The sequence below is a fragment of the Chryseobacterium flavum genome (assembly GCF_003385595.1).
Classification (GTDB): Bacteria; Bacteroidota; Bacteroidia; order Flavobacteriales; family Weeksellaceae; genus Chryseobacterium; species Chryseobacterium flavum.
Map to the genome: position 1 here is coordinate 1 of NZ_QNUE01000020.1, position 12,491 is coordinate 12,491.

Sequence of the window (12,491 nt, forward strand, 5' to 3'; positions counted from 1 at the left end):
CTTAAACTGTAATCCTTCTGGGTACGTTTAATGTACGTGGATGTTAATGTTTCTGCCATAACGATTCTTTTTTGTGTATCGCTATTTCAGGACGAGACACCACCACAAAAAAAGAGACTGTTCGTTATACGACAGTCTCTTTTTCAACAATTTTAAATTTGACTACTTCTACGTTTAAGCAGTAATCTGCTTAGGTTCTTTTTCTTTCGGCTCTTCTTTTTTATCGAGCTTTTCAGATATTTTTTTTACGATATATTCTATCGCTATGGGCGCTATGATGGCAATTAATGCTTTGAATATTCTTGATTTCATAATGTGATTTTGTTCTTAATCAATACAATTTCCAAGCCAAGTTTATAATTTGAATAGTAATCCATTCAAAAAATAAGTATCAGTGCAGGGAATCAAAACAAAAACTTTAATTTTCCCGCAAACACCTGAAACTAATTTTCTTCCGGGATAACCAGGTCCTGATAATTATTACTTCCTTTCCTGAACTTTTCTTCCATCCTTAATCTCAGCTTTCGCGGTCTGTGAACAACCAGGGATTCCCCGAAGCCGAGCAACAGCCTTTCCAACTCAAAATTAATCTGGACACAAATTTTAAACAAGGTTCCTTCCTGGCTTTCGCTCATGATTTCCTGGCTTCTGTGTAATGGTTTTGTCTTAACATAAGGAGCATTGGCAGCATCCACAAAAAACACAACATTTCTGGGCATCATTGTCTCTGAAACAGTTACCCCAACAATATCTTTAAAATATTCATCACCATCCAGATCCTTATCAATATATTGAAGGGTTTCATCTACTTCAATATGCTCTATCCTGTCCAAAGCCAGATTATACATTTTTTGCTTATAAAGGCAAATCAGAAACCAGCGGTTATTGAACTCCTTTAAAAGCTGCGGATGCACAGTATATATGTTGGATTCCCTCGCTGTAAAACTTTTATAATTAATTTTCAGAACCTTTTTAGCAGCAATACTTCCATACAATATATCAATATGCTCCAATCCCTTCAGCTGCTCATTTTTATCAAGGTGTATAATGGATTTATGACTGGTAGAATGAATAGAATCTTCCAGCTTCTGAATAACCCCGTTCATTTCTTTAAACATTGAAAAGTCCTTAAATTGCTTTAAAATCTGAACTGCATTGTTCATGGCTTTCAGGTCACTCTCATTAACAGATATATTGTGAATGCTGTAATCGGGATCACTATACCGGTAATATTTCCGTTCATAAACCTCAATAGGTGCCTCATAACCAAACTTTTCACTGCGCATATTCTGCAGGTCAAGCTGCACCGTCCGCTTACTTACATAGGACTCTTTGCCCTCAAATTCAAATAAAGCCTCTGAGCATTCGTCAATAAGATCTTCAAGCGTATATTTCCGGTATTTATTTTTAAGACATTTATCCAACGTTTTATAGCGGATGAGAGCATTTTTATTGGAGGACATTATGATGATATTTTATTGTAATGAATCATAAAGGTAGTAATTCCTTACGATTCCTTTTCTTGCAAAGCCTCGCCGTCAAAAATAACTCCATCCCATCCGAACTTCATGAAGTTACGGATATTCTGATGATCATCCCCATCCGGCTTTCTTAAAACATCATCGCGGTAAAACTCTCCGAAAAGGGTAAGTGTTTGTTCTTTTGTAAGCTCTTTAAGCCGTGCAAAGCTGAAAACTTTGCATGATCCGTTATTCTGCCCTTCCTGATTTGTAGCATCACCATTTTTAAAGGCTGTAGGCGTAAAATCGTAGTTTGCATCGATGTACTCTATAACTTCGCTGAACTGAATGGTTTCAGGGAAATGCTTCAATTGTTCTAACAGTTCCATATTTTTCATTTTTTAATTACATTATCCTATATACAAAGTTACTTATTTGTTAACTTATTTTTAATTTTTATAAAAATAATTAAAAAAACTTTTAACTACGCAAATTCATTGCGTAATTAAGATTTTACTTTGCATCATCAAAATGAAAAAACAAATGGAATTTAATGGAAATCACTTAATCGAATTAGGGTACAGACCTGCAAAATGGTTTAAAGATGCCATTACCTATATCAATGAAAATAATCTGAACGAGCACCAGATCACAGAATACCTGGTACAGTTCAAACAGCCTGAACTTATCCCGCTTCACGCTGAAGCAAAAGATTTTGTCATTAATATCAGGGCTGAACATGAAAGTGAAAATGACAATGTGGAAAAAGTAATCAGGACAATGAACATACTGATGAAAACCCCTACGCTGATTGGTGGAGCTTTAATGCCTGATGCATGCCCTACTGGTCCTGATGGCCATATTCCGGTAGGTGGTGTAGTGATTGCTCAAAATGCTATTCACCCGGGATTTCATAGTGCTGACATCTGCTGTTCCGTAATGCTGACTGATTTTGGGAAGACAAGTCCTGAAGAAGTCCTGGATGCGGCACATTCTGTAACACACTTCGGATATGGAGGAAGACCAAGAGGAGAACAGATGCCGATGTCTGAGGAACTGATGAATGCTTTCAGGGAAAATGAATTCTTAAATGATGAAAAACTGATCAGCATTGCCCGCTCCCATATGGGAACCCAGGGAGACGGAAACCACTTCCTTTTTGTCGGAATTTCCAAAAGTACGGGAAATACCATGATGGTAACCCATCACGGATCAAGAGCTCCGGGAGCTGCCTTATACGATAAAGGAATGAAGGTTGCCAACCGTTTCAGACAGGAAATCTCTCCTGAAACCTTAAGGGAAAATGCATGGATTCCTTATGATACTGAAGAAGGACAGTCTTATTGGGAAGCCCTGCAGCTGATCAGACAATGGACCAAGGAAAATCATACCTCCATTCACGATGCAGTATTGAATAAGCTTGATGTGGAAAAAGAAGACCGCTACTGGAATGAACATAATTTCGTTTTTAAGGACGGAGATTTATTCTACCATGCAAAGGGCGCGACACCTCTGGATGATAAATTCATGCCCGATATCACAGGACCAAGACTAATTCCACTGAATATGGCAGAACCTGTTCTGATTGTTCAGGGAAAGACTACAGAAAGAAATTTGGGTTTTGCTCCTCACGGTGCAGGAAGAAACTTCAGCAGAAGTCAGCACAAAAAGTCTCTGGCTCATAAAACGACTGAGGAAATCTTCAATGAAGAAACAGCAGGTTTAGATATCCGTTTCTACTCCAATGAAATTGATATTTCTGAACTTCCAAGCGCTTATAAAAGTGCCAAGAATGTAAGAGCACAGATTGAAGAATACGGACTTTGTGAAGTTCTGGATGAAGTAATGCCTTACGGATGTATTATGGCCGGAGACGTACAGAAGAATGCACCATGGAAGAAAAAGAAAAAATTCAGACGGGCATAATTTTAATGAATATTCAACCTTATGGGTTTTAAAAGCTATAAGGTTGATAAACACAAAATAAAAACTAATACCCCGACCTTATAGTGTAAACCTGTAGGGTTAATGAAAACTTTTTTATAACGGCAGGAGCAGTAGCTCAGATGGTTAGAGCAACAAAATTACTTTTCGCTGCAGGCAACTAAAGTTCCTATGAATCCCAATTGTGTGTCACAGGTTCGAGTCCTGTCTGCTCCTCTATACGATGAAAATACTTATATTCACATATCAGCTATTTTCATACTTGAAAAATTAAAGGCAAAGAAAGTTCCTATAGGTTAGAATTACTTTCCGCCTTTTTACAAATAATAAGGCAAAGGGAGTTCCTATATTTTCGGAAAAATTACTCCCCGCTTTTTATAAACTATAGGTAAAAGGAGTTCCTATACTTTTCACTTTTAATGAACGTACTCCTCACTTATTTTTTTAAACTTAAAACAATGAAAACACTACAATTATTCAATGCTGTACTGGCTAAAGAATCAAATGCAGAGCCATTTATTTCCAATGACGGATTTATCATTGAACCTGATGCTGTCTGGGCAAAAAATGAAATCATGTCCTTCTATGCAAAGGAAAAACTGAATGGAAATAACCTGAATAAAACTTTTCATAAATCATGGGAGAAAATAAAGAATACCTCCAGATTTGACTTATTTATTGAACAGATCACCCATTATATTTCAACCTATGGAAGCGATTTCCAGAGTGAAATCTATATTCCTGCTGAAATATTGAATGTTCCTGACATGAAGATGGTTTTTAAAGTCATCAAAGCGTATACTGTGGAAGAAATGAAGGAAAAATGTCTTTCTCTTTTAAGATCAGGGATTGCTTTAAAGGAAGAAACCATTGATGATTTACTTTATATTTTACATAACGAACTGGAATATGATTTTACAGGAAAAGAAAATATCAGAAATAAAGAAGCAATTATAAAAATAGCTGATCTGTACAATATTTATCCTGAAAATCCGGTTGAGTTTTTCCGTTATGTCATTTATAAAACAACCACTACAACGCTCTTAATTAAAAATGATGATCTGATTCATTTAATCAAACAGAGTAAGTTCAATCCGACAGCCCTGTTTGAAAGTTTCGGGCTGGAAAAGCTGGCAGAAATTTTTAACAGATTTAAACCATTGTTCCTGGCGTATAAAAACAGGGCTCCAAAGGTAATCAATAAAATTTCGAAGCTGTCTAAAATACATCATAAACCACTGGTTTCAAATCCACTGAATGATGCTACAAATACATTATTGGAAAACAGCGATTGGCACTGGCTGGAAAATGCAACACCATTTGCATTGTTCAAAGCATTGTCAGCATGTTATTCAAGAATATATGGTCAGGATACTTTTGTCTACAGAGTAAGAAACGGGAAATCGTGGGTTAAAAAAGGTAAGGAGACTTACGTGAATCAGTTCAACTATGATTTTATTCTGGATTTCCTTAAACTGAAGTATGAAAACTTATCCGGAAAGAAATTCTATTTCCCGGAACATGTGGAATTTGCATTACCAACTTCTGAAAAGATGTTTGTCGGAAATATTCCTACCGGAACCCGTTTTTATGCGGAAAGACTGGCCGTAGGTATTTATTGGGAAGACCGATGGGGTGCCCGTGACCTTGATCTTTCCGGATTGAATATCACAGGAAAAATAGGTTGGAATGCCGCTTATAACCATGGTGACGGACAACTGATGTATTCCGGAGATATGACTTCTGCTCCTAACGGTGCCGTTGAATATCTTTATGCCAATAAAGGTCTGTGTGAGCCAACACTTGTTATGAACAACGTTTTCAGCGGAAATGCAGATTGCGGATATAAAATTATTGTCGGAAAAGGAGATAACATTTCCTACGACTATATGATGAATCCCAACCATCTCTTTGCTGAAGCCAGATGTATCTCTGTTCAGAAGCAAATGATTCTGGGAATACTGGTGGCAAAGAATGAAAAGCAATGTTTCGTACTATTGAATTTCGGAGCCGGACACTCTCATGTTTCAGGAAATAATCAGGTTTCCATGATGGCCACAACGGCATTATACCAGCAATGGTATGAAGCAATGTCTTTTAACGAGCTTGTAAAAGAACTGGGAGCAGAGATTACAACAGAAAAAGCGGAAGCTGATTTTGATTTCTCACTGGAAAGCCTGGAAAAAGATAATTTTATCAGGATTTTCAAATAATTTTTAACGTCATCTGATGGGTATCGGGTGGCGTTTTTATGGGATTTAGCTTACACTAACAGCTGAGCCCTTCATACGGTTCCTTATAATAATAACTATACATTCATCTTTACAACAGAAAAAATGTCTTCATTTACATAAATGATCACTTTTTTCCCATAATCAATCTGAATACTGAACATATTCTCCAGAGGAAACTGAAGCACCGCCTGAAGGATGAGACGGATCACTCCGGCATGGGTGATGACAAGTATTTTCGTTTTATCTTTTTTCTGAATCAATTCATTCCAGAAGCTAAGGACCCGGGCCTGCATCTCAAGAAGGTTTTCACCGCCGGAGGCTTTTACACTGACAAAATCATTGTACCAGGGATTGATTTCCTCTTCCGGAATAGCAGTCCATTTTTTCAGTTCCCAATTCCCGAAATTCATTTCGCGGAGTCTCTCATCGGTTTGATAATTGAGGTTAAAATAATCAGCTAAAAGACGGCATCGCCGGGAAGGGCTGGAAATGATTACATCATATTCATCCTCTATATCCAACAGTTTAAAGTCTTCCATATAGTCCCTCCGTAAAGGTATTTCAGCAAAACCGTAACATAAGTTTTCGGGATTATCTACAGCAGTATGACGAATCAGATGAATTTCCATACGATCATTGTTCCTAAGTAGAATAAAACTTCACAAACCTGCTGCACAGCGCCCAGGCAGTCTCCTGTATAACCACCGATATGCTTTTTAAAATACCATCCCATATAGATTTTACCCGCATATGCCAGTGCAAACGCAAAAATCAGCCGCCAGTCCGGGATCAGGGAAAAAGCAAGTAAAACACTGATAAACCCTACCAGCAAAGCCATTCCGTCCAGTGGTTTATTGGCCAGAGGTTTTGATTTGCTGGCATCAATATCAGTGACATACCGGTGGGTATAGATCATTGTTCCGGAAATAAAGCGACTTAGTGTATGAGCCAGAATAATGATTCCCATTACCCGTTCAACACTCCCCCTTCCCAACGCATGGATGCTGTAAAATTTCAAAGCAAAAAGAAGAATTATTCCAATAGTTCCGTATGCTCCTACCCTACTGTCTTTCATAATGGTCAGGATTTTCTCTTTTCCGTATCCGCCCCCGAAGCTGTCACACATATCTGTAAAACCATCTTCATGGAAAGCCCCGGTCACCAAAACGCTGGCAATCATCATTAAAACAATCCCTATTTCCAGATTGAAAAGCAAGGTGGAAAGAAAAAGTACCCCTGCGTTAATCAATCCTACCAAAAGGCCGACCCAGGCAAAATATTTCTGAGACTTATTCATAATCTCACCGGAATACGGAATGGTAAACGGGACCGGGATTCTCGTAAAAAACATCAGTGCCGTTGCAAAGTAAACCAGTTCATTCTTTATAACTTTCATCTATTCTTTATTTGAAACGTGCGCATCTTCAAAGCTTGACATTTCATTCAGGAAATTAACCGCGCTCTGAATAATCGGATAGGCCAGTGCACAGCCTGTCCCTTCTCCCAGACGCAGATCGAGATTAAGAATTGCCTTTTCTCTCATCAATCCCAACAGCTGGGGATGGGCATTTTCATTACTTACATGGCAGAAGATACAGTTGTTCAGAATTTCAGGGTTCTTTTTCCATACTGTGGCTACCGCTACCGTGGCAATAAATCCGTCTACCATAATCAGCATGTTCTGGCGGAAAGCTTCCTCCATTGCCCCTATCATCTGTGCAATTTCCAATCCGCCAAAGGTCCGGGCAATTTCATCCTCGTTCATTTCGGAAGGATATTTTTCAACAGCTTCCCTCAAGATGCTGATCTTGTTCTGCAGCTGCTGGTCATTCAGTCCCGTCCCTCGGCCGATACAATGGGTGACCGGAATGTCAAAAAGTTTGCTCATCATCAGGGAAGAAGCCGAAGTATTGCCAATCCCCATTTCACCGAAACCGATAATATTACAGCCCGTTTTGGCAATTTCACTAACAACCGTTTTTCCGTTTTCCAAAGCCTGCTGATATTCTTCAAAAGTCATCGCAGGTTCTTCCAGTATATTACGGCTGGATTTTCGGACCTTTTTATTCACCAGATTCAATCCTTCCGGGAAATCAAAATTGACTCCGGCATCTACTATTTTAATTGTAATATCATGCTGCCTGCAAAAAACATTAATTGCGGCACCCCCACCCAGGAAATTCATGACCATCTGATAGGTGACTTCCTGCGGATATGCACTTACTCCGGCAGTGGCAATCCCATGGTCGGCAGCAAAAACCACCATATGAGGATTCAGTAATTGTGGTGAAGTAGTCTTCTGAATCATTCCGATTTTGTGGGCCAGGTGTTCCAGCTGTCCCAATGCGCCTAACGGTTTTGTTTTAAAATCAATTTTATGCTGTAATTCTGATGATAACATGAATGTCAAATATAGTTTTATTAAAGAAATGCAATATTAGTAAAACGGGAGATATTTTGTAGGGTTTGTTTGTAATTTTAGAGACTGGAGGCCAGATGCTGAAAGCTGAATCTCATCTCAACTCTTTTCCGAACAATTCTCACGCTATCAGCCCTTAAAAACTCAACTACTTGTCCCCCGAATCCTAAACTCAAAAAATTCTACGCAAGAACATTACGTACTCCATTTTTTACTTTGCACCATAAATCAATACAATGACACCAAAAATACTCGAAAAAATAAAAGAAGTTGAAGCAGCAAGAGGCATAGAAGTCCTTCTTGCTGTAGAATCAGGAAGCAGGGCCTGGGGATTTGCCTCTCCTGACAGCGATTATGATATACGCTTTATATACCGCCATGAAAAAGACTGGTATCTCTCTCCCTGGGATAAAGATGAAACGATAGAATTTATGACCGAAGATGATCTGGACGGTTCCGGCTGGGACCTGCGGAGAACCTTTCACCTTTTACTGAAGTCGAACGCTGCTCTATTGAGCTGGTTCTACTCTCCTATCGTTTATAAAGCGAATGAAAAATTTATGGAACTGTTCAAACCTCTGGCTGATGCCTGCTTTTCTCCGGTTGCCGTTTCTTACCATTATCTAAGCATGAGCAAGAAGTATCTGGAAGCCTGCAGAAATGATGAAGTAAAATTAAAAAGCTATTTTTATTGTTTACGAACCACATTAACAGGAAAATGGATCATAGAAAAAGGAACGGTCCCTCCGGTGCTGTTCACTGAGCTTCTTGTTTTAGTGGACTATGAAACAAGAACAAAAATAGAAGACCTAATAGCTTTAAAAGCCACCAAAGGAGAAACGTATTATCACCCGAACGATTGGGAATTATTTGAATACCTTGAGAAAACAATTGCTGAGAGCGAAGAGAAATCAAAGAATTTATCAGGAGGAAAGGTGGATAAAGGTAAGATGGAGAGGGTTTTCAGGGAGATTCTTATATAATTAATTATTTAAATTACTAAAAAAACATGACCATTCAAGACCTAAAAAACAAAAACCTTCTCCTCTTCGAAGCTATTTCCGGAAGCCGGGCTTTCGGTCTGGCTACAGAAAATTCAGATACGGATATCCGTGGGGTGTATTATCTGCCGAAGGAAGATTTCTTTGGTCTGAATTACATTCCGCAGATTTCCAATGAGACGAATGACATTACCTATTATGAAATCGGGAGGTTTGTAGAACTGCTGCAGAAAAACAACCCTAATATTCTGGAAATTCTGGCCAGTCCGGAAGACTGCATCCTGTACAGACATCCTTTGATGGATCTGCTGAAAACTGAAGATTTCCTGTCAAAACTATGCAAAGACACCTTTGCAGGATATGCGGTTTCACAAATCAAAAAGGCAAAAGGTCTTAATAAAAAGATTTTAAATCCTGTGGAGAAAGAAAGAAAATCTATCCTTGATTTCTGCTTCATTCTTGAAGGTCAGGGCTCTGTACCATTGAAGAAATGGCTGTACGAATTTCCTTCCTTCGAAAAGGAGCCCGAAAGCCAATGTAGTCTCTTACAGGAAAACTTTGGATTGGTAAACATAGATCATACAAAGGGAATGTTTGCATTATTTTACGATGAATCGGGAACGTTGGGATATAAAGGAATTATCAGGAATGAAGAAGCTAATCAGGTTTCTGTATCATCCGTTCCTAAAAATGAAAAGCCGGTTGCATATCTGTTCTGCAATCTGGATGCCTACTCTGTTTACTGTAAAGACTACAGGGAATACTGGAAATGGGTGGCAGAGCGTAATAAAGACCGTTACAATGTCAATCAGATACACGGGCAGAATTATGACAGTAAAAATATGATGCACACCATCCGGCTGCTACAGTCCTGTGAACAGATTTTTAAAACCGGTTCACTGACGATCCGCGTAGAAAATCGTAAAGAACTCCTGGACATCAAAGCAGGCAGCCAGTCTTATGAAAGTGTCATGAAAAAGGCGGAAATCCTGATCCGGTCTATAGAAGACTATTACTCTATCTCTCATCTTCCTGATGCTCCTGATTTGGAAAAAACGACAAAAATTTTAATTGAAATGAGGGAGAGGCTTTATGCTTAACGAGTTATGAGTTATAAATTATGAGTTATGAGTTGTGGGATGGGTTAAAATTCCACAACTGTACTCATCTTTATTTTTTTGAAGATTTTGCCATTGGATTATAGTCAAGGCACAGTTTTATCCAGTATTCAAAATCATCAGGTTTTTGAAATCCGGTGGGCTCCACATAGCAGTATCCTTTAAGCTGTTTTCCTTTCATGATCATGGGGAGGAAACCTTTTTTTTCAGAAACCTCATCCTCCAGATCCGGATTATAACGGCACATCAGATTATCATGACTGATATTGATGCACATTTTATCATTCACAAGAAATGATAAACCACTAAACATTTTTTTTTCTTCAATCCTTATATCAGGAACCAATGAAAGGCGCTCACGGACCCTGTCTGCCAATTCGATATTGTATGCCATAATTCTTTTTTTATCACTTAAAATTAAGCAAAATCAACGTTCAGCACAGTATTTTCAACCTTTTTTTCAATTAAAAACATGTTTTAAATAAAATTTTATTTAAATTAATTATTGTTTTACGATAATTAATTATACATTTGCAATATCATAAAAGATAATAACGATGAACCAGACCAAAACTATTTCAAGGGTCTTATTTTATATCTGCACTCTGATATCGGCCGGATACTTAATCATGGCATTGTATTCGGTGTTTTGCCTTTCCACAGGTTATGCTGTTACCCCTTATGCAAACGGCCAATATCTCCACATCAATTATCCTTTTACAGAACGGCCGTTTCTGAATATTGAAGATAACTATCCATATATCATTTTTTCATTCCTGCTGGTTTTAATTTCTTATGGAATTTTTTTCTGGCTTTCCGCCAAAGTTTTCAAAGTATTTTTCCAGCCTAAACTATTTACAAAAGAACATATACTTCAGCTTAAGAGATTTTACCTGTATAATATTTTCATTCCGCTTCCCCTGGTGATTATCGCGAGTTTCTTTGTGGAAGTTGAAAGTATTGTCTGGGGATTGGTGTTTATTCACTTTATGCTTGGAATTTTCTGTCTGTTTCTTGCAAATATCTTTAAGCAAGGACTACATTTGCAAAACGAACAAGATCTTTTTATATAATATGCCAATTATAGTTAATTTAGACGTCATGCTGGCCAAACGAAAAATGCAGAGTAAAGAATTGGCAGAAAAGCTGGGGATTACTCCCGTTAATCTCTCTATCCTCAAAACCGGAAAAGCAAAAGGGGTACGTTTTGATACCCTGGAAGCCATCTGCAAAATACTGGAATGTCAGCCCGGAGATATTCTGGAATTTAAAGAATAATCCCGATCCTGAGCACCTGCCAGAGTATTTGAATATAGTGTCACCCCACTCATAACTTATAACTTATAACTTATAACTTATAACTTATAACTTATAACTTATAATTTCTACCATTAGCTGCCCACCCGGCCGCCTGCTCACCTATTACCCAAACACAACCTTATGAATACTTTATCCATCAAAGACCTTACTCTCACTTATAAAAATGGCTTTCAGGCTATTAAGAACATTTCCCTGGAAATAGAGAACGGAATGTTTGGCTTACTTGGCCCTAACGGCGCCGGAAAGTCATCATTAATGAAAACCATTGTGGGATTGCAGAAACCTACTTCAGGAAGTATTGTTTTCAACGAAACAAACATTGTAAAAACTCCCGGTTATATTAAGCAGAACCTCGGGTTTCTTCCCCAGGACTTCGGGGTATATCCAAAAGTTTCAGCTTATGACCTTTTGGAACATATTGCAATACTGAAAGGTATTACCCATTCTAAAGAACGTAAACAGCAGATTTTAAATTTACTCGAAAAAGTCAACCTTTCCGATTTCAGGAATAAAGAGGTCCATACTTTTTCAGGAGGAATGAAGCAACGGTTTGGAGTAGCGCAGGCACTGCTGGGAAGCCCTAAGATCATCATTGTAGATGAACCTACTGCCGGATTGGATCCTGAAGAACGCAACCGCTTTAATTCGTTGCTGAATGATATTAGCCAGGAAGTTATTGTAATTTTATCAACCCATCTGGTGGAAGATGTAAGAAACCTTTGTTCAGAAATGGCTGTCATGGACCACGGCCGGATCCTCAGAAAAGGAAAACCCGGAAAATTAATCGCCGAACTGGAAAACAAGATCTGGTCAAAGCCTATCCATAAGAACGAATGGGAAAATTACAATTCCCACTATGAGATCATCAGCAGGCAGCTGATAGAACGGGAAATGCATATTACCGTATTTTCTCATGACCCGTTACCGGATTTTAATCCTGTTAACCCTTTACTGGAGCACGTTTATTTCCATACCCTTACTCAAAAACCTTAATT

Annotated in this window: 14 protein-coding genes and 1 tRNA gene; 8 read left to right on the forward strand and 7 right to left on the reverse strand. The window is 38.3% G+C overall.

The window, feature by feature from the left end; genetic code table 11:
* Positions 1 to 174: 174 nt before the first annotated feature.
* From DRF59_RS20950 to DRF59_RS17925, 3 genes are all read right to left on the reverse strand, one after another.
* Positions 175 to 312, reverse strand: coding sequence for a hypothetical protein (locus DRF59_RS20950; RefSeq protein WP_167456701.1), 138 nt, complete (start codon positions 310 to 312; stop codon positions 175 to 177).
* Positions 313 to 443: 131 nt separating this feature from the next.
* On the reverse strand, positions 444 to 1,463 hold the full coding sequence (locus DRF59_RS17920) for a helix-turn-helix transcriptional regulator (RefSeq protein WP_115963472.1): 1,020 nt from the start codon (positions 1,461 to 1,463) through the stop codon (positions 444 to 446).
* Between the two features lie 44 nt (positions 1,464 to 1,507).
* Positions 1,508 to 1,849 (reverse strand): HopJ type III effector protein, encoded by a 342-nt coding sequence (locus DRF59_RS17925; RefSeq protein WP_115963585.1) that lies wholly within the window; start codon positions 1,847 to 1,849, stop codon positions 1,508 to 1,510.
* 154 nt (positions 1,850 to 2,003) lie between these two features.
* Between DRF59_RS17925 and DRF59_RS17930 the strand changes: the two genes are divergently transcribed.
* From DRF59_RS17930 to DRF59_RS17935, 3 genes are all read left to right on the forward strand, one after another.
* Positions 2,004 to 3,386, forward strand: coding sequence for an RtcB family protein (locus tag DRF59_RS17930; protein WP_115963587.1), 1,383 nt, complete (start codon positions 2,004 to 2,006; stop codon positions 3,384 to 3,386).
* 125 nt (positions 3,387 to 3,511) lie between these two features.
* Positions 3,512 to 3,620: transfer RNA gene (locus DRF59_RS20825), tRNA-OTHER, on the forward strand.
* Positions 3,621 to 3,862: 242 nt separating this feature from the next.
* Positions 3,863 to 5,617 carry a hypothetical protein gene (locus tag DRF59_RS17935; protein ID WP_115963475.1) on the forward strand — a complete coding sequence of 585 codons (1,755 nt, stop codon included), beginning with the start codon at positions 3,863 to 3,865 and terminating at the stop codon, positions 5,615 to 5,617.
* 95 nt (positions 5,618 to 5,712) lie between these two features.
* Here DRF59_RS17935 and DRF59_RS17940 read toward each other — a convergent pair whose 3' ends face one another.
* From DRF59_RS17940 to cobT, 3 genes are read right to left on the reverse strand one after another with little or no spacing between them, the layout of a single operon-like run.
* The gene (locus DRF59_RS17940; RefSeq protein WP_115963478.1) at positions 5,713 to 6,267 is read right to left on the reverse strand and encodes a histidine phosphatase family protein; all 555 of its coding nucleotides are present in this window, start codon (positions 6,265 to 6,267) and stop codon (positions 5,713 to 5,715) included.
* Positions 6,252 to 7,034: an adenosylcobinamide-GDP ribazoletransferase gene (locus DRF59_RS17945; RefSeq protein ID WP_115963481.1), complete on the reverse strand. Its 783-nt coding sequence runs from the start codon at positions 7,032 to 7,034 to the stop codon at positions 6,252 to 6,254. The genes DRF59_RS17940 and DRF59_RS17945 overlap by 16 nt, the downstream gene beginning before the upstream one ends.
* The gene (cobT, locus tag DRF59_RS17950) at positions 7,035 to 8,039 is read right to left on the reverse strand and encodes a nicotinate-nucleotide--dimethylbenzimidazole phosphoribosyltransferase (protein WP_115963485.1); all 1,005 of its coding nucleotides are present in this window, start codon (positions 8,037 to 8,039) and stop codon (positions 7,035 to 7,037) included.
* A 254-nt stretch (positions 8,040 to 8,293) separates the two neighbouring features.
* Here cobT and DRF59_RS17955 point away from each other — a divergent pair, with 254 nt between their 5' ends.
* Together DRF59_RS17955 and DRF59_RS17960 are read left to right on the forward strand one after the other, a co-directional pair.
* Positions 8,294 to 9,040: a nucleotidyltransferase domain-containing protein gene (locus DRF59_RS17955; RefSeq protein WP_115963488.1), complete on the forward strand. Its 747-nt coding sequence runs from the start codon at positions 8,294 to 8,296 to the stop codon at positions 9,038 to 9,040.
* A gap of 26 nt (positions 9,041 to 9,066) precedes the next feature.
* Positions 9,067 to 10,158, forward strand: coding sequence for a nucleotidyltransferase domain-containing protein (locus DRF59_RS17960; protein WP_115963490.1), 1,092 nt, complete (start codon positions 9,067 to 9,069; stop codon positions 10,156 to 10,158).
* Positions 10,159 to 10,228: 70 nt separating this feature from the next.
* Here DRF59_RS17960 and DRF59_RS17965 read toward each other — a convergent pair whose 3' ends face one another.
* Positions 10,229 to 10,570, reverse strand: a complete 342-nt coding sequence (locus DRF59_RS17965; protein ID WP_115963492.1) for a TfoX/Sxy family protein — start codon at positions 10,568 to 10,570, stop codon at positions 10,229 to 10,231.
* Between the two features lie 235 nt (positions 10,571 to 10,805).
* Here DRF59_RS17965 and DRF59_RS17970 point away from each other — a divergent pair, with 235 nt between their 5' ends.
* From DRF59_RS17970 to DRF59_RS17980, 3 genes are all read left to right on the forward strand, one after another.
* Positions 10,806 to 11,249 (forward strand): DUF2975 domain-containing protein, encoded by a 444-nt coding sequence (locus DRF59_RS17970; protein WP_241505631.1) that lies wholly within the window; start codon positions 10,806 to 10,808, stop codon positions 11,247 to 11,249.
* Position 11,250: 1 nt separating this feature from the next.
* The gene (locus DRF59_RS17975; RefSeq protein WP_002980904.1) at positions 11,251 to 11,454 is read left to right on the forward strand and encodes a helix-turn-helix domain-containing protein; all 204 of its coding nucleotides are present in this window, start codon (positions 11,251 to 11,253) and stop codon (positions 11,452 to 11,454) included.
* Between the two features lie 162 nt (positions 11,455 to 11,616).
* Entirely contained in the window at positions 11,617 to 12,489 is an 873-nt protein-coding gene (locus DRF59_RS17980; protein ID WP_115963496.1) for an ABC transporter ATP-binding protein, read from the forward strand.
* Positions 12,490 to 12,491 lie beyond the last annotated feature (2 nt).

Coding starts and splice junctions, on each gene's coding strand:
- DRF59_RS20950 (WP_167456701.1), bottom strand. CDS start 312: ATGAAATCAAGAATATTCAAAGCATTAATTGCCATCATAGCGCCCATA.
- DRF59_RS17920 (WP_115963472.1), bottom strand. CDS start 1,463: ATGTCCTCCAATAAAAATGCTCTCATCCGCTATAAAACGTTGGATAAA.
- DRF59_RS17925 (WP_115963585.1), bottom strand. CDS start 1,849: ATGGAACTGTTAGAACAATTGAAGCATTTCCCTGAAACCATTCAGTTC.
- DRF59_RS17930 (WP_115963587.1), top strand. CDS start 2,004: ATGGAATTTAATGGAAATCACTTAATCGAATTAGGGTACAGACCTGCA.
- DRF59_RS17935 (WP_115963475.1), top strand. CDS start 3,863: ATGAAAACACTACAATTATTCAATGCTGTACTGGCTAAAGAATCAAAT.
- DRF59_RS17940 (WP_115963478.1), bottom strand. CDS start 6,267: ATGGAAATTCATCTGATTCGTCATACTGCTGTAGATAATCCCGAAAAC.
- DRF59_RS17945 (WP_115963481.1), bottom strand. CDS start 7,034: ATGAAAGTTATAAAGAATGAACTGGTTTACTTTGCAACGGCACTGATG.
- cobT (WP_115963485.1), bottom strand. CDS start 8,039: ATGTTATCATCAGAATTACAGCATAAAATTGATTTTAAAACAAAACCG.
- DRF59_RS17955 (WP_115963488.1), top strand. CDS start 8,294: ATGACACCAAAAATACTCGAAAAAATAAAAGAAGTTGAAGCAGCAAGA.
- DRF59_RS17960 (WP_115963490.1), top strand. CDS start 9,067: ATGACCATTCAAGACCTAAAAAACAAAAACCTTCTCCTCTTCGAAGCT.
- DRF59_RS17965 (WP_115963492.1), bottom strand. CDS start 10,570: ATGGCATACAATATCGAATTGGCAGACAGGGTCCGTGAGCGCCTTTCA.
- DRF59_RS17970 (WP_241505631.1), top strand. CDS start 10,806: ATGGCATTGTATTCGGTGTTTTGCCTTTCCACAGGTTATGCTGTTACC.
- DRF59_RS17975 (WP_002980904.1), top strand. CDS start 11,251: ATGCCAATTATAGTTAATTTAGACGTCATGCTGGCCAAACGAAAAATG.
- DRF59_RS17980 (WP_115963496.1), top strand. CDS start 11,617: ATGAATACTTTATCCATCAAAGACCTTACTCTCACTTATAAAAATGGC.